Source organism: Pirellulales bacterium (genome assembly GCA_019694435.1).
Classification (GTDB): Bacteria; Planctomycetota; Planctomycetia; order Pirellulales; family JAEUIK01; genus JAIBBZ01.
On the sequence record JAIBBZ010000023.1, the window covers coordinates 40290 to 61954 of the forward strand.

Below are 21665 nucleotides of genomic sequence, written 5' to 3' on the forward strand. Positions count from 1 at the left end.
CGTGTCGGAGGATCAAACCATGGCCAGCCCGCGTCGCGAGTTTCTCCGCAACAGCGCCACGGCCAGCCTGCTCGTGGCCGCCGGACATTGGCCCGCCGTGGGGCGCCTGGCCTGGAGTGCATCGGGCGACGATCGCCCGGCAGACGGCCCGCCGCTGAGCCCGTTCTTGCAGGGCGACTTCGCGCCGGTGCACGAGGAGATCACGGTCGAACGGCTCGAGGTGATCGGCGAGTTGCCCCCGGATCTCGACGGGATGTTCGTCCGCAACGGACCCAATCCGCAGTTTCCTCCCAAAGGCAACTATCACTGGTTCGACGGCGACGGCATGTTGCACGGCGTCCGCATCCAGGCCGGCCAGGCCAGCTACCGCAACCGCTATGTGCGCACCGCCGGATGGCAAGCCGAACACGAGGCCGGCCGGGCGCTGTGGACCGGCATGAACGATCTGCCCGATCTGCAACGCATTGCCGCGGGCGAAGCACCGTTCAAAAACGCAGCCAACACGGCACTCGCGTGGCACGATGGCCGGCTGTTGGCGCTCTGGGAGGCCGGCCCACCGCACGAAATCGCAGTGCCACGGCTCGATACGGTCGGTCCCTACGACTACGGCGGCAAGCTGCGACACCCGTTCACCGCGCATCCCAAGGTCGATCCGGAGACCGGCGAAATGCTGTTCTTCGGCTACTCGGCGATGTCGCGCAACATTCGGCACAGCACCGTCGACGCCCAAGGGCAGCTCCAGCGGACGGTGAGCGTGCCGATGCGGCGCCCGATCATGATGCACGACTTTGCGATCACCGCCTCGCAGGCGATCTTCTGCGATTTGCCGGCCGTCTTCGACTTTGCCGCCGCCCAGCGCACCGGCTCCATGCTCCGTTTCGACAAGGACCTGGGGGCCCGATTTACCTGCGTGCCGCGGCGCGGCGATCCCACCCCGCGGTCGGTCGACACGGCGGGCTGCTTCATGTTCCACACGCTGAACGCCTACGACGACGGCGACGAGGTGGTGCTGCTGGGCTGCCGCATGGACGACTATCCCGCGGCCGTGGCGATCGGACCGCAGGCGGCCAAGGAAGCCCGCGGTCTGGCCGATGGCCCAAAGGCCGTGATGTATCGCTGGCGGATGAACTTTGCCACGGGTCAAGTCAAGGAAGAGCAGCTCGACGACCAGAGTTGCGAGTTTCCGCGCATCAACGAGCATTTCCTGGGGCGCAGCGCGCGCTATGGCTATGCCATGGCGTTCGATATGAATGCCCTGTTGAAGTTCGACTTTGCCTCGGGCGCTGTCGAGCGTCACGAACTGGGCCCCGGGCGCTTTGGCGGCGAGGGCGTCTTCATCCCCCGGCCCGGCGGAAAGGACGAAGACGATGGTTTCGTGGCGACTTATGTGGTCGATTCAGCCGAGCAGCACAGCGAACTCGTGCTGCTCGATGCCCGCAACTTCACCCGATCGCCACGGGCGCGACTGGTGATTCCAGCGCGGATTCCGTTTGGATTCCACGGCATCTGGCTCGACGGCGGCATGTTCAGCGGCTAGCGCGCGGGCGTTTGGGCCGCTGCTGCGCGATCGCGGTTTCCGGCCGAAAAATCGATCGACCGGTGGCGCAACTATTTCGCACGCGTGCTGTTGCCGCCGGCGTCTGGTTGCTGGTTTGCCAGTTCGACCTTGAGCCGTTCGTAGTGCACGCGCGCGACTTCCCACATGAATTGGGCCGGCGCCTTGATGTTATCGACATATGCGGCGAGGAAATTGCGCGCGAGCTCCTTGCGCCCGTTCAAGTCGTGGAACAGCGCCACATAGAGGTGGGCGTACAGCAGTCGCTCGTTCAACTCAGGGACCGGCGGGGCGTCGGCCTGAACCGCCATGAGAATCGCCTGCTGCTGCACGTCGCCCTTGTAGAAGGCATAGATCTCCTTCATCGGAATCCGGTGATCCTTGCCCAGGGGCAACATTCGCTTGCGCGCCTCTTCAATGCCGAACACTTTCGCCGTACAAAGAAAATGCCACAGCGCGTTTTCGACGTCGTTGGGCGAGGCCTTGCCCGTCTCTTCGAACTGCAGCATCGCCTCCGGGAAGTTGCCGAGATAGTACAACGTGATCCCGCGCTGCCAGGCGTCTTTGCTCTGCGATTCGTCGATGGCGATGATCCGATCGAAATCTTGCTGGGCTTCTTCGAACATCGAGAGGTAGAAGTACATTTCGCCGCGCTTCCGGTACAGCTCGACAGCCCGCGGCCGGATCTTGAGCAACTGTGAGTATTCCGAAGCCGCCTGGCGAAACGCCTGCTTCTGCTCGAGCACCGCGGCCCGGAGCAGATGCGCATCGGGCAGGTTGGTATTGGCCACCAGTTCGAGCGAGATCGTCTCGGCCTCGGCAATCTTGCCTTCGCGCAGCGCCTTGAAGCCTTGCTGCAACTTGGCCGTCAATGCAGCGTCCTGCGCCGGGGCCCAGGCGCCCGACGCCGCCACGAGCCCGACCACCGCTGTGAATACGCCGCGCAGCACCACGCGTTTCATGTCGTCCTCGCCAGGGAATTCGCTTGAAGCCGAGAAGTCCGCGTATTGTAATCCTCCTGCGGCGCGTTGCACGCCCGCCGGGCCCGAGAGCCGCTGCCCCGTTTCAACACTATGAGGAATGTCATGACTTCGTCGGCGTCCGGACTGCTAGCGCTGGTCTCGTTGTTGCTCGTCGTCGTGCTGGGCGCCTCCGGCACGGTGCTGGCCGCGCCGCTCCGAGCGGGCATTATCGGCTGCGACACGTCGCACGTGGTCGCGTTCGCCTCGTTACTGAACCGCCCCGACGCCACGGGAGATTTGGCGGACCTGAAGATCGTGGCGGCCTTTCCCGGCGGGAGCCCCGATATTCCCGAAAGCAGCGGGCGCGTGGCCGGTTTTGTCGAAAAATTGCGCGAGCTGAATGTGGAAATCGTCGATTCGATTCCCGCGATGCTCGAGCGAGTCGACTGCGTCCTGTTGGAAAGCGTCGACGGACGGCCGCATCTCGAACAGCTCAAGCCTGTTCTGGCGGCACGCAAGCCGGTCTTCATCGACAAACCGGTGGCCGGCACCTTGGCCGACGCCGTGACGATCTATCGACTGGCCAAGGAGGCCGGCGTACCCTGTTTCTCCAGTTCCTCGCTGCGATTCAGCCCGGGAATTCTGGGCATGCGCAACGATCCACGCGTCGGCAAGGTCCTGGGCTGCGAGGCCTACGGCCCCTGCGCCCTCGAATCGCACCATCCCGACCTGTTCTGGTATGGAATTCACGCCACTGAGGTGCTGTTCACGATCATGGGCACCGGCTGCCAATCGGTGACCCGTATCCATACCCCCGACGTCGACGTGGTCACGGGACTGTGGCAGGACGGCCGGGTGGGGATCTTTCGGGGCATCCGCGGCGGCAAGGCCGACTACGGCGCCCTGGTCTTCGGCAGCGACGGCATCGTCCCCAGCGGCGGCTACGCCGGCTATGAACCGCTCGTGGTCGAAATCGTGAAGTTCTTCAAGACGGGGCAAGCCCCGGTCAGTGCCGAGGAGACGATCGAGATCTTCGCCTTCATGGAGGCCGCCGACGAAAGCAAGCGACAAGGCGGCGCCCCGGTCACCCTCGAAAGCGTCTTGCAGAAGGCCGGCTACCAAGCACCCTGATCGGCCGGCGATAGCAAGGCCGCAGCGTCCTAAAATGAGAATCCGGTCTCAGAAGGGGACGGCTACCGGGCCTGCGCAGCAATCAGTCCGGCCGACCCGGAGACGATTCCCACGGAACCAAAAAACCGCAATCCATTATCCAATAAAGACTTAAACAAATCCAAGCAGCCTCGAGGGAATTGTTCAAGCGGTTCTGGCATCCCCCTTGCGATTAGGTCTTCTCGTTCGACCCACGGCCGTCCGGAGGTAACCGGCGGCACAGTCACAAGGAGGCCCACGCCATGCTCGTTCTTAGCCGCAAAGTCAATGAGGCAATCCACATCGGCCAAGGGATCACGGTGACCGTGACCCGCATCTCGGGCAACCGAGTCACGCTGGGAATCACGGCCCCTGCGAACATGAAGATCATCCGCAGCGAACTGAAGCCCTTTCCCGAAACTCCCTGCAACGCCCCGGTCGTGACGACCGAGTTGCCGGCGACGCTCGTCGGTTCGATGCCGCCACGGTAACGCGAGGCTGTTCGCCTGCAGCACCAGGGATCGAGCAGGCGGTCCCCGCGCCGACGTGCTGACAGAGTCCGGGGGCAGAAGACCACGGGACTCAGGCGCGCAAGTGGAGGGTTAGTGACGTGACGGTGATGTGACCGCCGAAACACAACGCCACGTCGTGCCCGTCCGTTCGCTGCCGTTCTTGATAGCGAGCACGAAAATGAAAAACGTCGTCTTGAACCTCGAAGCGTACGGGCAACGGGTTGGGATCCAAAGGACAGTGGACGATGGGCGGAACCCAGTCGATACCGAACCGCTCGATACAAGCCTCGACCTCGGGGCCGTCGGGCAAGTTCACGTTCCAATAGGTGGCCGCCGGCAACGGCTCGGCGAGCAGCCGGGCAAGGACTGTACGGCTCCAGCGGGCAGCGCGATCCCAGTCGACCGGGTGTCGGCTGGCGAGGTACTGCGAGATGGCAACGCCCGGGGTGCCAAGCAGCACGGCTTCGCGGACCGCGGCCACCGTGCCCGATCGATAGACGTCTGCGCCCAGATTGCCGCCTTCATTGATGCCGGACAATACCCAATCGGTCTGCGGTGCGAGGTGGCCCAAGCCGATGCGGGCACAGTCGACTGGAGTGCCATCGAGCGCAAATTGTCGATCGGCGCGGCGCAACAGCGCCAGCGGACGATGGGTCGTCGCTTGATGGCTGCAGCCCGAGAGCGGCTCGCTCGGCGCTAAGACGACAGGCTCGCCGAGCATCTCGACGGCCCTGCGCAGGGCCTGAATTCCCGGCGCGTCGATGCCGTCGTCGTTGGTCAGCAAGAGCTGCATGCGCGCCAGGCTCACGGCGTAATGATCGGGCGAAACGAGCCCCTTTAGCGTCGGGCAATCGACGCTGCTCGTCAACTCACGGCTGCGTCGCCCGACACGATGGAATAACAGACTGCGTCGTGCCAACGCCCGCCCAGGCAAATGCGCCGGCGAGCGATCCCCTCGCGTTGGGCGCCGCTACGTTCGGCCACGCGCTGGCTCGGCAAATTGTCGACTGCCGCCACGATTTCCAAACGCTCGAATCCGAGCGACTCGATGCCGAACCGCGCCACGGCCCGGGTCGCCTCGACCGCCAGGCCCCGGCCGCGTGCATCGTCGCGCAGCCAGTAGCCCAGGTTCGCCCGAGCGTGGGCACGGTCGATAAAGTTCAAGCCACAGCCGCCCAACAGGTCGCCGCTTGCCGGATCGAACAGCGAAAACGCGTACTGTTCGTCCTTGTGCCAGGCCGGCGCGCAGTCTTCGATCCAGCGAACGGCATCGTTGGGACCATAGGCCGAGTGCGCCCACGGCAGCCAGGCACCCAGGCCGGGGAGCGACGCGCGCACCGCGCCGACGAGGCGATCGACGTCGTCCGGCTCGGGGAGCCGCAGCAACAATCGGGCGGTGGTCAAAGAGGAGATCGCGTGAGTCATGCGTCGTTCGACACGTCCGGCGCGGCCGCGGTTCGCCCACCTTGTGGAACCGGCGCAGCACGCCGACGGACGACCGCCGGCATGCTCAGGCGATGAATCGAGCGACGGCCTCGGCGACACAGGCCGGTTTTTCGACGCCCTCGACTTCAATCGTATTCTTGAAGGTGCCCTGCACGCCGCCGGGAATGTCCTTGATATCGTGCAACGTGACCACCAGCCGGATGCGCGAACCCTCTTTCACGGCGGCTGGGAATCGCACTCGATTCAAACCGTAGTTGAGCCCCATGCGAATGCCTTCGATCGTGAAGGCCATGTCGCTCAACAAGGTGCACAGCGAAAGCGTCAGGAAGCCGTGGGCAATCGTTCGGCCATAGGGCGACTGCGTCGTGGCGCGCTCGGGATCGCAATGGATCCACTGATGATCGCCCGTGGCGTCGGCGAACAATTGAATGCGGGCCTGATCGATCGCCAGCCAATCGCTGACGCCGATTGTTTGTCCGACGAGCGTCTTGAGCTCCTCGATCCCCTGAATCACGCGTTTAGGCATCTCGACAGTCTCTCGTGGTAGCGCGGGCATACCCGCCGTCGCGCGCTATTTGATCGCCAAATCGTCCTTGGCGTTAATCGTCGATTGCGCGCGATAGGACCAAATATCGACGGTGTCCGCCGTAAACCCGACGTGTCCGTCGGCAAAGAGAAAATTGGCGCCGCCGGAATGATCGCTGCGAAAATTCGGCACGCGATGCGGATGGTTCGGGTTATAGATTTTGCTGTTTTGCGGGTTATTCGGCATGCTCAGCGAGCCGCGGCAGTCTTCGGTCTGCTGGTACTGATCGTCGTGCAGGAAATGCGTGACAGGGTTTTTGTTCAGCCGATCCCGGGTGCAGGCCAGGATGCCCGCCGAATAGTACTGTCCGGCGTCGGCCAGCGACTTGATATTGCCCACATTGATCCAGTGCTGGCGGGCAAAGTAGCCCGTGCCAGGTGGCAGCGCCGCATCGTACGGGGTTGTGCACTCTGGATCGAAGCACAGCTGCCAGTGCGGTCCACCGGCCGCTTCTCCCATCGCAAACGTGGTCGAGCTCCCGTCGAGTAAGTGCGAGGGCAGCACGGTCAGATGAATGTCGAACATCCCGCGCGTGGCAAAATCGACCTTCGGTACGCCGTTGCCATAGGCCCCGGTGCCGCCGACCTCGCAAAAGCCGTCGTTGATCCCCTTACAGAACACGTAATCGGTCAGGCCTAGCGTCGAGCCCATGCGGAACTCGGTCAGCTCCGGCATCACCTGCTTGGCCACCGACAGAAACGGCTCTTCAAACAGCTTTTCATGAATCGGGTTCTGTTTCCCGGTGTTCGAGGGGCAGGTGTACACCGGCACCACAAAGCTTGCCACTTCGGGCGACTGGGACCACAGCGGCAGCTTGTGGTTGTACATCCGCTCGACGTTCTGTTGTTCTAGATAGGGCAACATCAACACCAGCCCGTTGGCATAGATCCCGTGGTTGCCCGGTTCGCCGTTTTTCTTGCCGGGCAAGAGAAACTTCAAACCGCCCATCGGATAGCAACCCAAGTGGGTCTGATACTGCAGCATGGCCAGGCCGAGCTGCTTGAGATTGCTGCTGCATTGATTGCGTCGCGACGCCTCGCGGGCAAACTGCACGGCCGGCAGCAACAGCGCCGCCAGGATGGCGATGATCGCCACCACGACCAACAGCTCGACAATCGTGAACCCGCGCCGGGAGGGTACGCATCGCATCAGGCAACTCCTTGCTCGCCGCTCCGAGTACGGCCGCCGCCGTCTCGAAATACTGTCTGGCCCCCAGCCTAGCCGCCTCATTCTTCGCTGTCGCGACAAGCCAATCAAGCGAACTTCCTCGATTCATGCCAGCCGCAATCGCCCAGATAGGCCAGGGCGTCGCGGAGCCGACGTCTGGTTGCCGGCAAGGTCGCTGCGCCGCGGCGACGTCCAAAGTCGATCACGCATGGTCCGCGAAAGGCCATCGACTGAAAGATCTCGGCCAGTCGCGCGAACTCGCCGGCGCCTTCGCCGGGCGCCAACCAGTCGTCGTCGCCGTGGCTGCCGGAGACATCGCGCATCCGCACGGCTCCCACCAGATCGATCACCCTCAGCAGCGCGATCTCGACGTTGGCCCCCGGGTTGAAGCGAGCATAGGCCCCCAAGTCGAATTCGAGCGCGACACCGGGCGTTGGCAGGCTTCGCCATAGATCGCTGGCCGTTCGCGCATCGGGAAAAACGTCGGCGGCCGTTTCCACAAGCATCTCGCGGCGCAACTCGGCGGCCTGCGCGACCAGACATCGCAGCGAGTCGGCCGGGGTCGCGCCCACCGTGCCGTCGCGCGGCACTAGCAGCGGCATGGCGGCATCGAGCTGCATGCAGGCCGACGGCCAGCGGACAGGAGCGGCGCGGGTCCAGGCGATTCGCAACCGAGTATCGGCCACTGCCTGGGCCCAGCTTTCCAACCAGGCGCCGGCCGCATCGGCCGGCACGTCCGGGGCCTCAAGGTCGATCGCTACCTCGGTGAGCCCCAGATCGGCCAGGTCGGCCGCAATGGCCGCCGGTGGTCGTGGCGCGACCGGGTCGTCGAGCACGGAGTGCAAGCAGGCGATGCGCATCCACCCGACCTTTCCGTCTTGCCCCATGCTGGCGGTCGGCGCAGCGCACCAACATGCCAGCAGCGCTCGCACCGCGATCTCCGCAGATTCCACATTGACCCGCGGCAAGCGGTCAACGTACTTTTCCCGTCGCGTCGTTGCCGCCAGCGCCCCGCTTCAGGTCGCCCCCGGCGGTCTCGTCACGACGCGCGAAGTTGGCGCTTCTTGCCTGACAGCATTTCGTAACACCGCCTCGCGGTCGACTCATGCTTCCGGCACCGTCCCCCCGACACCGGCAACCGTCATTGCGCGCCCGCCCGGGCAGCGTTGGCGCCCGCTTTGTGCTAGTTGCCTGGCTGGTCGCGCTGGGCACCTTGGCAAGCAGCGGCTGCGCGCAGCTCCAGTATGTCAAAGTCCGCGAAGTTCCCAAGAGCCCGCTCTCGGACGTGCTCAAACTCGATTCGGAGTCGGGGCCCGAGGCCAGCGAGCGCACCCGGCAGTTGCTCCGCCAATACGCCCTGGCCGAGCGTTGGGAAAGCGATCCGGACGGCACGCTCGAGTCGCTGCAGAACTGCCTGCAAAGCGAACCTTCGCCCGAGCTGAGCTACGCCTTTGCCGAGTTGAGCTTTCTCCAAGGCAAGCGGCACGAAGCCGGAAATGCCCGCGAGGCGTTGAACTATTACGCGATCTCCGTCACGAACTCGTACATCTACCTGTTCGACGACCGCTTCGGTGCGATGCGCAACCCGTATGACCCCCATTTCCGCGGCGCCTGCGACCTGTACAACGGCGCGCTGGAGTGCTGCATGCGGATCCTGGCACGGCAGGGCGGGCTCGAGCCAGGCGAGGCCCTCTCGGTCGAGACCGCCAACAGCGCCTGCGAGATCGAAATCGCCACGCGCGAGGCGACCTGGCGGCCGGAAGATTTCGAGCGGTTTGAATTCGTCTCCGACTACGAGATTGAAGGCCTGACCAACCAATACCGCACCTTCGGGCTGGGCGTACCGTTGATCGCGGTGCGCCGCGCCAGCGAGCGGCCCAGCCCCGCCGAAAAGTTCTACCCTCCGGGACTGTCATTCCCGGTTTCGGCGTTCCTCCGCATCTTGCCCGGCTGCCAAGTCGACTCGTCGGGCTGCTCGCATCGCAAAGCGGTGCTCGAGCTGTACGACCCGTTGGCCGCCACCGACGTGATGGTTGGGCCGACACGCGTGCCGATCGAAAGCGATCTCAGCACACCGTTGGCCTACTTTCTACAACAGCCGGGACTCGGCCAATTGGCCACGCTCGGGCTGGTCCGCGTCGACAAGACCCAGAACGTGCGCGGGCTCTACATGGTGGCGCCCTACGAATCGGGCAAGATTCCGGTCGTAATGGTCCACGGGCTCTGGTCGAGCCCGATCACCTGGATGGAGATGTTCAACGATCTGCGTAGCCAGCCGGCAATCCGGAACAAGTACCAGTTCTGGTTCTATCTCTACCCGACAGGGCAGCCGTTCTGGATCTCGGCGGCCCAGCTGCGCGAGGACCTGGCCAAGATGCGCGAGACGCTCGATCCTGCGCATCGCGAAGTGGCGCTCGACCAGATGGTGCTTGTCGGCCACAGCATGGGAGGTCTGCTGGCGAAGATGCAGGTGGTCAACAGCGGCGATGAGTTCTGGAAGACGGCCAGCAATACGCCGTTTCAACTGGTCAAGGCCTCGACCGATCTGCGCAAGACGCTCGAGGCGACGTATTTCTTCCAGGCGAATCCCGGGATTCGCCGGATCATCACCATCGGCACTCCGCATCGCGGCAGCGATTTTGCGAATCCGCTGACCCAATGGTTGAGCCGCAAGCTGATCATCTTCCCGCAAATGTTTGAGGAAAACCGCCGCCAGATCCTGGCCGATAATCCCGGCCTATTGCGCGATGGATCGACCGCCGATATCGCGACGAGTATCGACTCGCTGTCGCCCAAGTCGCCGATCCTGCCCGTGCTGTTGCGTTCTCCACTGCGTCCCGGCGTGCTCCATCACAACGTCGTCGGGGTGCTCGAAAAGGACGGCAAGCCGGTGCCGCTCGCCGAAGGGGGCGACGGCGTGGTCAGTTATCCGAGCGCCCACTTGGAGAACATCGCGAGCGAGATCGTCGTGAACTCGGATCACATTTCGATCCACCGGCACCCGCTGAGCGTGCTGGAAGTGCGGCGCGTGCTGCTCGAGCATGCTGCGGCACTGCCCCGGCCGCCGGTGACCAACCCGTTCCAGTTTGCACAGCTACCGCAGCCGGCGATGCAGCCGCCACCGCCGTTGGCTCACCCGCCCATCGTGCCGTTGCCGCCGACGGGGGAGGGGTTTGCCGCGCCGCCGCTCAGTGCTGCGGCGGCTGGCTCGCCAGTTGCACGAGCGCCTCGCGGACCTGTGCCACTTGCGCCGCGTCAACCGTGAGGTAGCGGTGCCGCCCCTGAGGCGCAGGCACAAACTGCGTCACCTTTTGCTCGTCGACGCTGATGGTGCCCGGCTCAGAAACGCCGAAATAACCGCGGTCGGGACGCACCGCGTAGAGCACGCTGGTCAAATCCCAGGTCTCACGGTCGTACGGCATCTGCATGTAGAGCTCGTAAGCCTCGCGCAGCGGGTGATGCGCAACGTAGCCATAATCGCGCTCGATGCTCACCGCCGGATACTTGATCGCCCGACCGATCTCGAAACCGCTGGCGACGATCGGGCTCGGCCAGCGAGCGTAAACCGTGCGTGCAGCCTCGAGGTCGATGAAGACGTTGTATTCCGGATGCCGATCGGTCGCCGAATACATGCCGGCCATGATCGACAACAGACGCACCTTGCGGGCCACGAGCTCTTCGCCCGTGACCGGCGCGAAGCGATCGGCCGGCGAATCGAGCAATCGCGCGAGGTTGGTGGAAAACCCGACCACGACCATGACCACCGATTGATCCGGCTGCGCGGCAAGTGTTTGACGCAACAGGCTCACCGCCTCGGGGGCTGCAGCGCCGTCGGGCAAATCTCGCGGATAACGCGGCCGACCGTTGTCGACCGCCTGGACGGGGCCGTCGATATAGCGGCTCGGCTCGGGGGTCTTGCCGCCGCGCACGGCGCCGATCGGTACGTCGCCCCGACCATAGAACGAATTCACCAGGTCGACGAACGCCGCACACGGGGCATAGTCTTTCGACAGAGTAACGGCCAGCAGCTCGCATTCGCCGCGACTGGCCAGAGCGTGAATCACCCCCAATGCCAGGGCGTCGTCGATGTCGTTCCCCATATCGGTATCGAAAATCAGCCGCACAGGCTCGGCGGCGCAGCAGCGATTGTCGGGACAAACAACGGCCGCCAACACCACCACGGCAACGACACGGAGCGGTCGCATACGCAAGAAACCTCGCAGACTTGATGACCAGGGCGTGTTGGTCGGCGGCCTGCACGCGTCAGGCCGCCGACCTCCTCCTGGGACACAAGTATGACAGCGCGAGCAATCGCGCACCACGAGGGTCATTACGACCGATAATGGATTCGCTGCCTGCGTGGGAGTTGTCCACGACTGCGGACCACGACAGGCACTACCGAAATGGCTGGCCGCGAACGCGGCAAACGGACAGGCTCAGGGAAAAGTACCGGCTCCGTCTCGAACGGACCTGGTCTGCAGTTCAGCGACGATTACAACTGCGCGCCCAACCGCGACGACAACGTGACCGAAACGTGCGAGGCCAGCGGAGTGGATCCCGGCCGGCGGTTCGTGCTCGACCACCGGGGCGACGTCGCGGGGGCAAACTCGCTGACCTTTCGTTCGCGGCGCGGCAACGACAGCCGTCCTGTACCGCGAGCGCTGCCCGCTTTGCCCGCGGGGGCGTCGGCCTGCTCCTGCGCGCCGGCCACCACGAACATCTCGGCCAACTCGCTCATCTCGATCAGTTCAGACTCGACCTCTTCGGCAACGTCTGCGTCGGTTACCATCATCTCGCGGGGCGGCAGTTCGCTACGGATCACCCGGACATCGCGCGGCGCCTCGATGCCGAGCTTGATCTGGTTTCCTTTGATTCGCAGCACGGTCACCGTGATCCCGTCGCCGATCTGAATCTTCTCGTTCGCCTTCCGCGATAGCACCAACATGGCTGGTTCCTTTTTGCCTTGGTTTCACTGTTCCACAGCGTTGAACTCATAGAGCACAGCGCGTGCCAAGGCGCGAGGGGGCCTGCATGTCGTGACGTAACCGGCAATCTGATTTGCGCTTCGGAAGAACAGCCCGGCGCAGGCTAGCGTGCAAGTTTGTACACCAAGTTACAAACCGCTTACAAACGGCAGAGTTTGCCAGGCCAGCGGCGCCACGCGGTACAAACCTGACAGTGCCAACGCGGGGCACCGTCAAGGTTCTCGCAAGCCACCCAGCTTCGCACGCTCGAACCGTAGCGGGTTGCCAGGAATGCCGTGACGAAGGCTGCCTGGAGTATGGCTGGGGAATGCTGCCTAGAGGATCACCAGCGGATACTGGCTAGGACGAAGAACGGCGCCGGCGGCGGCGCGGCCCTTTGCGACCGGCAATTTCATCGCGGAGGGCGGCCGCGCGTTCGTAGTTTTCCGCCGCCACGGCTGCGGCGAGTTGTTCTTCCAGGGTCTGCTCGACGCCAAAACGATCGCGAATGGTGCCCTGCATCTCGCGCAGCCGCTGGACCAGCTCGCTCGTGTCGAATTGCTCGGCGTCCGCGTAACGTTCGAACCACTCGCGCATCCGCTGAATGCCGGAAGTGACCGCTTCGATCGCCTCTTCCGCCAGGCCCTGCTCAACCAGCCCCATCGCTGCAGCTTGCGTGCGATGGTAGAGGATGAACGGCCGGTACTGCTCGTGCGACATCACCCATTTCTCGTCCTCCGAGCACTCACGGACAAAGTCCATGAACGACAGATTGTGATCGGCGTCGCGCACCGCCCGGTCGTACTCACGCAGGGCCAGCCAGCAGATGCGGCGGTGATAATACTGGACAAATTCGCGATCGACTTCGGCGCATTGCTCCTCGTTCAGGCGGAACGCGTCCCCCTCGTGGACGGCCAGTGCCACGAGGTAGTCGTAATACGACTCGGCCCCACCCGGCCGCTGACCGTCGGGCCGATGATCGGTTTCCAGCTGCAAAACGCCCATTTCGACGCGCATCTGCAGCACTTCGCGGCCATCCTTCGCGCGCACCCGGCGCGCGCTGACCGAACCCGGCTGGTAAGGCCAGGAACGCAAGATGTGGTCGATATGGTGTTGCCGTGCCATGACGGGGTGACTGAACTTCGCTCGCCCGTGGTTTCTCCCAAGTCGCAGGCAATTATATCAGCCGTCTTTGGCGATGCGCGAAGTCCGCCTCGCAGAGGGGGGGCGACTCGAGTACTTCGCGTGCAAACCAATTCGCGATGGGCCTGTCAGCCGCAATAAAACGCCGCGCGTGGGAATGGCGGTGAGCGCACCCCAATTTCCGGTCAGGTCGATCAACGACGCGCACGCCCCGCGGCTAGCGCCGACGACCACGAGTGCGAGAACCCGCAACCGGCAACAAGAGCGTCGTAGATCAACGCGCCGGCGGCAACGGACAGGCACGTGCGCAGATTTGACGCAGGCGGACGCGAAGGACAATTCATTGTCTCGATAACACAGAAACGTTGGTGTAAATCGCGGACCATTCGACATTCGATCGCCTGTCTACAGTACATCGACTCGTCGCAATGGTGACCGCGGCACCGCGGTAATCCGAGGCGAGATTCCTGGATTTGCTACTCGCATTCGTCACATCCGCACATGGATAAAATTAAGTCACCTCAAGGGGGGGTGGCATGAATTTCCGTTATCGACTTAACTAGCACTCGGTAAAGTTGGGCGAACTACTTTCGATTCTTGAGGAGGACGGAACACATGCCACGAGGCAAGCAGAAGAGAGGGGCCAAGGCCGAAGCCATTCGCGCGGCTTTCGATGAGTTAGGCGTGAACACGGCCCCGAAGGACGTGATTGCCAAACTCGCAGAAGGTGGAATCAAGGTCGCGCCGGCGCAGGTCAGCAACATTCGGACCAAGCTGCTCGGCAAGGCGGGGCGTCCCGGTCCGCGCGGTCGCCGCGCCGGTCGGGTCATGACGAATGGACTGACGGTCAGCCAGTTGTTCGAGATCAAGAAGCTGGTCGACTCCGTGGGCGGTGCGGATCACATGCGCCAGGCACTCGATGCCCTGGCTCAGCTCGGCCATTCCTGAGCCGAAGCACTCGCGGCCCACGCGAACCGGGGTCTAGGCGCGTTCGCTCGGTCATCGAATTTGCGAGGTCGTTCCCTGCACCGCTGGGGAACGACCTCGTGTGCTTTTCAAGGCTGGCATTTCGGGCCCTCCGCGGCCCGGGGGGACTTCTGCCCGGGCTGCATCCCGTTGTGTTTTCGCGGAGCAGACTGATAATGAGTCCCTTTCATGCATCCGTACCTCGCGGGGTGCGGTCGCCGCCCTTGCCTCGTTCTGGGAAATTGTCGTCATGAACGTTGCCGATCGGGAAAAACAGATCGCCGAAGCCGAGGAAATGCTCGGCGAATCGCTCGACAGCATGGGGTTTGCCAAGGGCCTTTACTTCGGCCAGTATCTCAACGGCAAGTTGCCCCCTTATCCCGATTTGTATGCCCAGGCCGAGGTCAACGAGGCGGTCAAGGAGTTGAGCGAGTTTGCCTGCCGCCAGATTGACCCGGTCAAGATCGACCGCGATGCCCGGATTCCCGATGCCGTGATCGAGGGGCTGGGCCGGCTCGGCGTGCTCGGCGCCTGCCTGCCGAAGGACTGCGGCGGTCGCGGATTCAGCCAAACGGCCTATTGCCGCCTGGTGGAAGTGCTGGGGGGCCACTGCGGCGGCACGGCCCTCTTCGTCAACGCGCACCATTCCATCGGACCGCGCGCGTTCGTGCTCTTCGGCTCCAGGGAGCAACAGGAGAAGTATCTGCCCAAGCTCGCCACCGGCGAACACTTGAGCGCCTTCGCCTTGACCGAGCCCGAGGCCGGGTCGGACGCCGCCAATGTGCAGACCCAGGCTGTGCCCAAGGCCGACGGCAGCGGCTATGTCATCAACGGCCAAAAGCGCTGGATCACCAACGGCGGCATCGCGAAGGTGCTCACCGTGATGGCGCGGACCCCCGTGCCTGGCAGCCGGGACACGAAGATTACGGCCTTCATCGTCACACCCGACATGCCCGGTTTCCAGGTCATCGAGCAGCGCATGGACAAGGTCGGCGTGCGCGGCAGCGCGACGGGCCGGCTGGAGTTCAAGGACATGTTTGTCCCGCGCGAAAACATTCTCGGCGAATTGGGCAAAGGTCTGCGAGTCGCGCTCACGGTGCTCGACTATGGCCGGACCACGTTCGGCGCCAGTTGCACGGGTGCGGCCAAGTTCTGCGTGGCCAAGGCCAGCGAGCATGCCAACCGTCGCGTGCAGTTCAACGAGACGTTGGGCTCTTTCGAACTGGTCAAAGACAAGATTGCCTACATGGCGGCCGGCGCCTTCGCCATGGAATCGTGCACTTATGCGACGGCTGCCCTGATCGACGGCGGTGCCGACGAATACATGCTCGAGACCGCCATGCTCAAGGTCTTCGCCACGGAGACGCTGTGGCGGATCATCAACGACACGATTCAGATTTACGGCGGCAAGGCCTATTTCACCGACGAGCCGTTCGAACGCATGATGCGCGACGCGCGCATCAACACGATCGGCGAAGGGGCCAACGACGTGCTGCGGATCTTCATCGCTCTGGTCGGCATGCGCGACGTCGGCCTGGAGCTCAAAGGCGTGCTCGATTCGCTCAAGAGCTTCAGCAACATGAGTCGCATCAGCGGCTTCGCCGGCCGCAAGCTGGGCGCCATCCTCGGCGCGCCGGTTGTGGAGGTCCGCAACCCGGAACTCCAGGAAGACGGTCAGCGGCTGGGTCGCATGGTGCGCGACTTTGGCCAAGCGACCGAAAAATTGCTGCGGACCTATCAGGAAGCGGTGCTCGACAAGCAATATCTGCTGGCACGCGTTGCCGACACGGCCACGGAGCTCTATGTTTCGAGCTGCGTGCTAGCGCGGCTTGACCGCCTGGTCCGCGATGCCGCGGTCAGCGATCCCGAACGACAGCGCCAACTGGCCATCGGCCGCTACTACCTGGCGACGGCGCGACGGCGGATGCGGCGCAACCTGGCCGACCTGTGGGACAACGACGACGAATCGACCACGGCCGTCGCCGACCTCGCGCTCAATCGGACAGCGCCGGCGGCGGGCCACGGCGGGCACAATGGCCATTGAATCCAGCGGGGCCATTGAATCCGGCGTGCGAATTGAGTTCGGCGGCGGTCAGTCCAGCTCGCGCCCGGAGCGGCCGGCGCGGCGCGACTGCTTCTTGGCCGATTCGTGACGCTTCTCCTCCAGGCGCCGCCGCTTGACCGCCTTCGACGGCTTCGTCGCCTTGCGCACCACCGGTGCCGTCGCGACGGCTGCCAGCATCTCGGCGAGCTTACTGCGGCAGTCGGCCAGATTCTGCAGCTGCGTCCGGTACCGCTGGCTCGTAAGCACCAGGCTGCCTTCGGCCGTGATCCGCCGAGAGTATCGCGCCAGAAAGCGGCTGCGAACGTCGTCCGGCAGGCCCGTGCTGCGCGTCACGTCCCAGTGCAGCACCGCCTTGGTGTTGACCTTGTTGACATTTTGCCCGCCCGGACCGCCGCTGCGCGCAAAGGTGAATTGCAACTCTTCGTCCGGGATCCGGATGCGGCGGTTGACGATCAGCATGGCTTGCGCTGCGCGCCCGGAGGATGTCGATGCTGAAGGTGCGGCGAAAGGCTCGGACACGGTCAGTCGCTCAACGAGCCAGCAGCCGCGAAAACTCGGTGCACGAAAGCTTCAGCAGTTCATGATAGTCACTGGCCTCGATGTCTTCGCCGAAAAGCTCGACATCGTAGTAGCCGCGATAACCACCTGCTTCCAGGGCCTGAACGATCTCGCGTAAGCCCAAGTTGCCTTTTCCGAGACAACAGCGATTCTGCTCTTGGCCGGGTGGCAGTTGACCGTCGCCCAAGTGCACGACCGCGATGCGATCGGCGCACCGCGCGGCGGCCTCGCAAGCGGCCGGACCGTGCCCCAGATGATACGTGTCGAACGCCAAGCGAACCTGCGGGCTTTCGACCTGGTTGAGCAACTCGAGGGTCTGATCGAGCTGGGTCAAGAAAGTCCACTCGGCCGCACAGTTCTCGTGCATCGGCTCGACGGCCAACAGCACTCCGGCCGCGGCAGCCTGGGGCGCCAATTCGCGCAGCGCGTCGCGCAACAGCCGCCGCGCATGGCTGAGCGTATGGCCGCCGCGGGCACCGCTGTAGACCACGAGGCAATCGGCCTTCATGGCGCCAGCCAGTTCGATCGCTTCGGCGGCATCCTCGAGGCTTTCACGGTATGAACGGCCGTCGCTGCCCGTGAAGCCGCCGGCCCAGAGCAGGTTCGAAACGTGCAAACCGCTTTCGGCGAGCAGCTCGATGCCCTTTTCCTCGCCGAAGTCAGAGAGCTTTTGTCGCCAGACGCCGATCGCCTGATAGCCCGCGCGCCGATAGTTCTCGACGTCTTCTTCGAACGACCAGCGAAAGGTCGTCATCTCGTTCATCGACAACCGCGACATCCGTGTGCTCCTCGAGCGGGTGCACGGTTAGCATCCCGGGAAGCGTCTAGCGGGCAGCCGAAAGCTCTGGCCTCGAGCGTGGCCTCGAAGGCAGGGTAGTATCCGCAATCGGTTGCGCGGTGTAAAGCAGCCCGACGGCGGCGCCGCAGACCGCGTTGTCGGTTTTCGGCGTTTCACGTAGCATAAGGTCCGAGAACACACGACTTAGGACCAGTACGCGTTTAGCGATGTCGCAGGTTTGTTACGGGTTCCTCGGCGCCGGTCGCATGGCGACCGCTCTTGCGTCGGGGATCGTACGCGCAGGCGCAGCGGCGCCCAAGGATCTGATCGCCAGCGATCCGCTCGAGGTTGCCCGCGCGGCCTTCGCTGCCGCGACGGCAGGTCGCGTCACGACTGACAATCGCGAGGTGCTGGCTGAAGCCACCGTCGTGTGCTTGGCCGTCAAACCGCAGCAGGTCGCTGACGTCTTGGCATCGTTACAAGGTCAATGGCGACGCGACCACTTGCTGGTCTCGGTGGCGGCAGGTGTGCAGCTTGGCACACTCGACGGCGCCACTGGCGGTGTGCCGCGATTGGTTCGCGTCATGCCGAACACACCGTGCCTGATCGGCGAAGGCGCCAGCGCCTATTGCCTGGGACCGCGCGCGACGCCCGAAGATGGTGCCCACGTCGCGCGCTTGCTGGCAACGGTCGGCATGGCCCACTCTGTGGCGGAAACGCTGCTGGATGCCGTGACGGGGCTGTCCGGGTCGGGGCCGGCATTCGTCTATGTGATGGTCGAGGCCCTGGCCGACGGCGGTGTCCGCATGGGCCTGCCGCGCGACGTGGCAATGGCCCTGGCTGCCCAAACCGTCAAGGGCGCCGCCGCAATGGTCTTGGCCACTGGCCAGCATCCTGGCCTGTTAAAGGACCAGGTGGCCAGCCCCGGCGGCACGACCATCGCCGGCCTGCAAGCCCTGGAAAATGGCGGCGTGCGGGCTGCGCTGATCAATGCCGTCGAAGCTGCAACCCGACGCAGCGCCGAGCTGGGGGCAGCCGCCCAGGCTCCATCGAACAAACCGCCGGCCTGAGCCACGCGGTGTGCAGCCCGTTGCGCCACCTCGCAGCCAGCCGCGTAGAATGAATACCAAGGAAGTAGATTGGGGAGAATTCGCCATGTCGATCTTCTGCGTCGTTGATGATAAACATATCCCGTTGTACCGCGTGATCTGGGTCGCCTCGGTCCCACACTTCTGTGGGGCCACGGACTGCGAGCAGGAGGGGAACTACGAGATTCGCCTGGAGCAGGGCGAAAGCGTTTGGGCCAACCGCGAAGAACGCGATGCGATGCTGCGGGCACTTGAAGAATGGCAAGGCGGCATCGAGCGCGACGCAGACGACTATTGAGCGCACAGGGCGGGGCCGCTATGGAGCACCGCAGGGCCGCGGCGCAGCACGTCTCGGGCAGACGTGCTGTGGTCCGACGAAACCGGGCGATGCGAAACGCTGTTTCAACGCCGGCTTACCTGCCGGCCGGAGTGAGGGATGAGCTTGTTTGAAGACCAGGAATACGAGTGGCGCGACACGTACTTCGTGATGTTCAAGAGTGCCAAGCGGCCGCAACTCAACCAGGTGCGCGACGCCATCGCCCGTCTCAATCGCCGCTTCGAACTGACCAACCTGACGAGCGACGACGCCGGCCGGTTCGAGGCCATGACCATCCGCTCGCCGGAAGATTTCGCCGCCCTCGACATCAGCTTTCTCGAGGGCGACGACGTGATCGACCAGCGTAATGCCCTCTGCAAGGAGCTGCGCGGCTGTGCCCGGGATGCCGACGAAGAACAGCGACTTGCCCAATTGCCGCAATGCGACGTGCGATTCGACGTCCTGCATTTCGAACGCCTCGACGTCCCCGGCGGCGAAGAGGAACCCAGCTTTGATCCCGGCGCGTTGTTGGCCGTCGTCGAAACACTCGCCCAGATGACCGACGGCATCGGCGTCGATCCGCAATCGGGCACGATGCTCTGAGCGATCTGCGATCGTCCCGGGGTGGAAGCCGTGCAGCTTCCCTCGCCTGCGGCAGCCCGTTTGCCGCCTTACCGCACACCCCTATTGCTGGCCCGGATTACAGGAGTACGGAAACCGCCATGTTGGCCAAGGACATCAAGCCCGGCACCGCTGTGGTGTTCAACGCTCAGCCCTGCCTGATCAAGTCGGTAAACGTGCAGTCGCCTTCGGCCCGCGGCGCCGCGACGCTTTACAAGTACCGGGCGATGAACCTGATCTCGAAACAGAAGGTCGACATCGTGCTCAAGGGCGGCGAATCACTGCCCGAGGCCGATTTCACGCGCCGGCCGGTGAAGCTGATGTACGCCGACGCCAACGAGGTCCACTTCCTCGATCAGGAGGATTTCAACCAGTACAGTCTCTCGCAGGAGGCCGTCGGCGACGAGGCGAAATACCTCACGGAAAACACCGAGGGCGCCATGGCATTGATCTACAACGACGAGTGCGTCGGCATTCAATTGCCGTTGACGGTCGAGTTGAAGGTCACGCAGTGCGACCCGGCCGTGCGCGGCAACTCGGCCACTTCGCGCACCAAGCCAGCCACGCTCGAAACGGGCCTGATGGTGCAGGTGCCCGAGTACCTGGCCGAGGGAGAAACGATCAAGATCGACACGCGCACGGGCGACTACCTGTCGCGCGCCTGAGGCGCGACAGGCCGCCGGCCGTTACTTCTTCTTGCCCTTGGTCTTCTTCTTGGTCGAGGCCTTGGCGACGGCTTTTTTCGGTGCCGGGGATTTTTTCGCAGGGCTCTTCGAGGCCGACTTCTTCTTGCCCGAGGGCTGCTGGGCAGTCTTTTTGGCGGTGCCGGAGGACGACGACTTGCCGCCCGACTTGCCGAAAATGTCCTCCCATCCGGCCGCAAAGGCCTTGGTGCTGCCGGTGTGCAAAACGGTCATGGTTTCCTTTTCCTTCTCAAAGACCAGGACGGATCCGCCCCAAGCGGCCGCTATTCTTTCGCGGCGCCGCGGATCTCGCAAGATCGCCGCGCCAATCAGTGAGCCGGCTCGATCGTGCGGCAGCGCAGCGGAGTCTGCCTGTTCAATCCGGCCCGGCCCGACTATTCTGCCGGCCGACAAACCGCGGCAACCGGCCGCGGCCGTGTTACGACCGACGAACCACGAAAACTCCCGATGACTCGCCCGAAATTCCTGTTCTTCGATATCGGCAACGTGCTGCTGTTCTTCGATCACCGGATCGCCTGCCGGCAAGTGGCGGCGCTCGTCGGCAGCACCGAACAGCGCATCTGGGACCTGCTGTTCGCCAGCGGGCTGGAGCTGCGCTACGAACAGGGAGAATTGTCCACGCCGGAGTTCTACGAGGAGTTCTGCCGCGTCACCGAGTCGCGGCCGACGATCGAGCAAGTCGCGTATGCCACGAGCGCAATCTTTGAGATCAATACACCCGTGCATGCCATCGTGGGGCATCTGCGACGCGCCGGCCACCGGCTCGGGCTGCTGTCGAACACCAGCGAAATGCACTGGGACTATTTCACCTCGGGGCGCTACGGGATCATTCCCGGCGCTTTCGAGGTCCACGCCGCCAGCTTTCGCCTGCAAGCGCTCAAACCGCAACGGGCGATCTACGAGCGGGCCGCCGCGCTCGCCGGAGTCGCTCCGGAAGAGGCGTTCTTCGTCGACGATATTGCGACCCACGTCGAAGGGGCCAGGGCTGCGGGCTTCGATGCCGTGCAATTCACCACGCCCCGGCAGTTGACGGCCGATCTCGCCGCCCGCGGCATCCACATCAATTGGTAGGCGCCCGCAAGGGG

The 21665-nt window shown here is 64.0% G+C and carries 23 protein-coding genes; 11 read left to right on the forward strand and 12 right to left on the reverse strand.

The annotated features are described in order from the left end of the window. The first annotated feature begins 19 nt into the window (after nt 1–19). Nucleotides 20–1537, forward strand: a complete 1518-nt coding sequence (locus K1X74_16295) for a carotenoid oxygenase family protein (protein MBX7167895.1) — start codon at nt 20–22, stop codon at nt 1535–1537. A 71-nt stretch (nt 1538–1608) separates the two neighbouring features. Here the strand turns inward: K1X74_16295 and K1X74_16300 are convergent, their stop codons facing one another. Beyond that, nucleotides 1609–2517, reverse strand: a complete 909-nt coding sequence (locus K1X74_16300) for a hypothetical protein (protein MBX7167896.1) — start codon at nt 2515–2517, stop codon at nt 1609–1611. Between the two features lie 123 nt (nt 2518–2640). On the opposite strand from K1X74_16300, the gene K1X74_16305 reads away from it, so the two are divergent. Both K1X74_16305 and K1X74_16310 read left to right on the forward strand, forming a co-directional pair. Beyond that, complete coding sequence (locus K1X74_16305; protein MBX7167897.1) at nt 2641–3648, forward strand: Gfo/Idh/MocA family oxidoreductase; 1008 nt, start codon at nt 2641–2643, stop codon at nt 3646–3648. Nucleotides 3649–3929: 281 nt separating this feature from the next. After that, nucleotides 3930–4157, forward strand: coding sequence for a carbon storage regulator (locus K1X74_16310; GenBank protein MBX7167898.1), 228 nt, complete (start codon nt 3930–3932; stop codon nt 4155–4157). Between the two features lie 91 nt (nt 4158–4248). Here the strand turns inward: K1X74_16310 and surE are convergent, their stop codons facing one another. The 5 genes from surE to K1X74_16335 all read right to left on the reverse strand — a co-directional run bounded on the left by surE (nt 4249) and on the right by K1X74_16335 (nt 8237). Then, nucleotides 4249–5046, reverse strand: coding sequence for a 5'/3'-nucleotidase SurE (gene surE / locus K1X74_16315; GenBank protein MBX7167899.1), 798 nt, complete (start codon nt 5044–5046; stop codon nt 4249–4251). Further along, complete coding sequence (locus K1X74_16320; protein MBX7167900.1) at nt 5043–5603, reverse strand: GNAT family N-acetyltransferase; 561 nt, start codon at nt 5601–5603, stop codon at nt 5043–5045. Before K1X74_16320 ends, surE begins: the two co-directional genes overlap by 4 nt. An 85-nt stretch (nt 5604–5688) precedes the next feature. Continuing rightward, nucleotides 5689–6150 (reverse strand): MaoC family dehydratase, encoded by a 462-nt coding sequence (locus tag K1X74_16325; protein MBX7167901.1) that lies wholly within the window; start codon nt 6148–6150, stop codon nt 5689–5691. 45 nt (nt 6151–6195) lie between these two features. Further along, entirely contained in the window at nt 6196–7359 is a 1164-nt protein-coding gene (locus tag K1X74_16330) for a DUF1559 domain-containing protein (protein MBX7167902.1), read from the reverse strand. A gap of 104 nt (nt 7360–7463) precedes the next feature. After that, a complete protein-coding gene (locus K1X74_16335; protein ID MBX7167903.1) occupies nt 7464–8237 on the reverse strand; it encodes a hypothetical protein in 774 nt (257 codons plus the stop codon). 320 nt (nt 8238–8557) lie between these two features. Between K1X74_16335 and K1X74_16340 the strand changes: the two genes are divergently transcribed. Continuing rightward, entirely contained in the window at nt 8558–10642 is a 2085-nt protein-coding gene (locus K1X74_16340; GenBank protein ID MBX7167904.1) for a hypothetical protein, read from the forward strand. Here K1X74_16340 and K1X74_16345 read toward each other — a convergent pair. From K1X74_16345 to K1X74_16355, 3 genes are all read right to left on the reverse strand, one after another. Then, the gene (locus K1X74_16345) at nt 10566–11582 is read right to left on the reverse strand and encodes a nucleoside hydrolase (GenBank protein ID MBX7167905.1); all 1017 of its coding nucleotides are present in this window, start codon (nt 11580–11582) and stop codon (nt 10566–10568) included. The two genes, K1X74_16340 and K1X74_16345, sit on opposite strands and share 77 nt — an antisense overlap. Before the next feature lie 287 nt (nt 11583–11869). Further along, entirely contained in the window at nt 11870–12322 is a 453-nt protein-coding gene (csrA, locus tag K1X74_16350; protein ID MBX7167906.1) for a carbon storage regulator CsrA, read from the reverse strand. 379 nt (nt 12323–12701) lie between these two features. Further along, nucleotides 12702–13466: a UvrB/UvrC motif-containing protein gene (locus tag K1X74_16355; GenBank protein MBX7167907.1), complete on the reverse strand. Its 765-nt coding sequence runs from the start codon at nt 13464–13466 to the stop codon at nt 12702–12704. A 633-nt stretch (nt 13467–14099) separates the two neighbouring features. Here K1X74_16355 and K1X74_16360 point away from each other — a divergent pair. Continuing rightward, nucleotides 14100–14432 carry a hypothetical protein gene (locus K1X74_16360; GenBank protein MBX7167908.1) on the forward strand — a complete coding sequence of 111 codons (333 nt, stop codon included), beginning with the start codon at nt 14100–14102 and terminating at the stop codon, nt 14430–14432. 268 nt (nt 14433–14700) lie between these two features. Then, entirely contained in the window at nt 14701–16494 is a 1794-nt protein-coding gene (locus tag K1X74_16365) for an acyl-CoA dehydrogenase family protein (GenBank protein ID MBX7167909.1), read from the forward strand. Nucleotides 16495–16542: 48 nt separating this feature from the next. Here K1X74_16365 and arfB read toward each other — a convergent pair whose 3' ends face one another. Continuing rightward, nucleotides 16543–16974, reverse strand: coding sequence for an aminoacyl-tRNA hydrolase (arfB, locus tag K1X74_16370; GenBank protein ID MBX7167910.1), 432 nt, complete (start codon nt 16972–16974; stop codon nt 16543–16545). Nucleotides 16975–17044: 70 nt separating this feature from the next. Next, nucleotides 17045–17851: a sugar phosphate isomerase/epimerase gene (locus K1X74_16375; GenBank protein ID MBX7167911.1), complete on the reverse strand. Its 807-nt coding sequence runs from the start codon at nt 17849–17851 to the stop codon at nt 17045–17047. Between the two features lie 227 nt (nt 17852–18078). Here K1X74_16375 and proC point away from each other — a divergent pair, with 227 nt between their 5' ends. The 4 genes from proC to K1X74_16395 all read left to right on the forward strand — a co-directional run bounded on the left by proC (nt 18079) and on the right by K1X74_16395 (nt 20541). Continuing rightward, complete coding sequence (gene proC / locus K1X74_16380) at nt 18079–18921, forward strand: pyrroline-5-carboxylate reductase (GenBank protein ID MBX7167912.1); 843 nt, start codon at nt 18079–18081, stop codon at nt 18919–18921. Between the two features lie 85 nt (nt 18922–19006). Then, a complete protein-coding gene (locus K1X74_16385; protein MBX7167913.1) occupies nt 19007–19237 on the forward strand; it encodes a hypothetical protein in 231 nt (76 codons plus the stop codon). A 138-nt stretch (nt 19238–19375) separates the two neighbouring features. Continuing rightward, nucleotides 19376–19858, forward strand: a complete 483-nt coding sequence (locus tag K1X74_16390; protein MBX7167914.1) for a hypothetical protein — start codon at nt 19376–19378, stop codon at nt 19856–19858. A gap of 119 nt (nt 19859–19977) precedes the next feature. Further along, on the forward strand, nt 19978–20541 hold the full coding sequence (locus K1X74_16395; GenBank protein MBX7167915.1) for an elongation factor P: 564 nt from the start codon (nt 19978–19980) through the stop codon (nt 20539–20541). A 21-nt stretch (nt 20542–20562) separates the two neighbouring features. Here K1X74_16395 and K1X74_16400 read toward each other — a convergent pair whose 3' ends face one another. Beyond that, complete coding sequence (locus K1X74_16400; GenBank protein ID MBX7167916.1) at nt 20563–21087, reverse strand: hypothetical protein; 525 nt, start codon at nt 21085–21087, stop codon at nt 20563–20565. Between K1X74_16400 and K1X74_16405 the strand changes: the two genes are divergently transcribed. Beyond that, nucleotides 21028–21651 (forward strand): HAD family phosphatase, encoded by a 624-nt coding sequence (locus K1X74_16405; GenBank protein ID MBX7167917.1) that lies wholly within the window; start codon nt 21028–21030, stop codon nt 21649–21651. The genes K1X74_16400 and K1X74_16405 overlap by 60 nt on opposite strands. The last annotated feature ends 14 nt before the right edge of the window (nt 21652–21665 follow it).

Coding starts and splice junctions, on each gene's coding strand:
- K1X74_16295 (MBX7167895.1), top strand. CDS start 20: ATGGCCAGCCCGCGTCGCGAGTTTCTCCGCAACAGCGCCACGGCCAGC.
- K1X74_16300 (MBX7167896.1), bottom strand. CDS start 2,517: ATGAAACGCGTGGTGCTGCGCGGCGTATTCACAGCGGTGGTCGGGCTC.
- K1X74_16305 (MBX7167897.1), top strand. CDS start 2,641: ATGACTTCGTCGGCGTCCGGACTGCTAGCGCTGGTCTCGTTGTTGCTC.
- K1X74_16310 (MBX7167898.1), top strand. CDS start 3,930: ATGCTCGTTCTTAGCCGCAAAGTCAATGAGGCAATCCACATCGGCCAA.
- K1X74_16320 (MBX7167900.1), bottom strand. CDS start 5,603: ATGACTCACGCGATCTCCTCTTTGACCACCGCCCGATTGTTGCTGCGG.
- K1X74_16325 (MBX7167901.1), bottom strand. CDS start 6,150: ATGCCTAAACGCGTGATTCAGGGGATCGAGGAGCTCAAGACGCTCGTC.
- K1X74_16330 (MBX7167902.1), bottom strand. CDS start 7,359: ATGCGATGCGTACCCTCCCGGCGCGGGTTCACGATTGTCGAGCTGTTG.
- K1X74_16335 (MBX7167903.1), bottom strand. CDS start 8,237: ATGCGCATCGCCTGCTTGCACTCCGTGCTCGACGACCCGGTCGCGCCA.
- K1X74_16345 (MBX7167905.1), bottom strand. CDS start 11,582: ATGCGACCGCTCCGTGTCGTTGCCGTGGTGGTGTTGGCGGCCGTTGTT.
- csrA (MBX7167906.1), bottom strand. CDS start 12,322: ATGTTGGTGCTATCGCGGAAGGCGAACGAGAAGATTCAGATCGGCGAC.
- K1X74_16355 (MBX7167907.1), bottom strand. CDS start 13,466: ATGGCACGGCAACACCATATCGACCACATCTTGCGTTCCTGGCCTTAC.
- K1X74_16360 (MBX7167908.1), top strand. CDS start 14,100: ATGCCACGAGGCAAGCAGAAGAGAGGGGCCAAGGCCGAAGCCATTCGC.
- K1X74_16365 (MBX7167909.1), top strand. CDS start 14,701: ATGAACGTTGCCGATCGGGAAAAACAGATCGCCGAAGCCGAGGAAATG.
- arfB (MBX7167910.1), bottom strand. CDS start 16,974: ATGCTGATCGTCAACCGCCGCATCCGGATCCCGGACGAAGAGTTGCAA.
- K1X74_16375 (MBX7167911.1), bottom strand. CDS start 17,851: ATGTCGCGGTTGTCGATGAACGAGATGACGACCTTTCGCTGGTCGTTC.
- proC (MBX7167912.1), top strand. CDS start 18,079: ATGTCGCAGGTTTGTTACGGGTTCCTCGGCGCCGGTCGCATGGCGACC.
- K1X74_16385 (MBX7167913.1), top strand. CDS start 19,007: ATGTCGATCTTCTGCGTCGTTGATGATAAACATATCCCGTTGTACCGC.
- K1X74_16390 (MBX7167914.1), top strand. CDS start 19,376: ATGAGCTTGTTTGAAGACCAGGAATACGAGTGGCGCGACACGTACTTC.
- K1X74_16395 (MBX7167915.1), top strand. CDS start 19,978: ATGTTGGCCAAGGACATCAAGCCCGGCACCGCTGTGGTGTTCAACGCT.
- K1X74_16405 (MBX7167917.1), top strand. CDS start 21,028: ATGACTCGCCCGAAATTCCTGTTCTTCGATATCGGCAACGTGCTGCTG.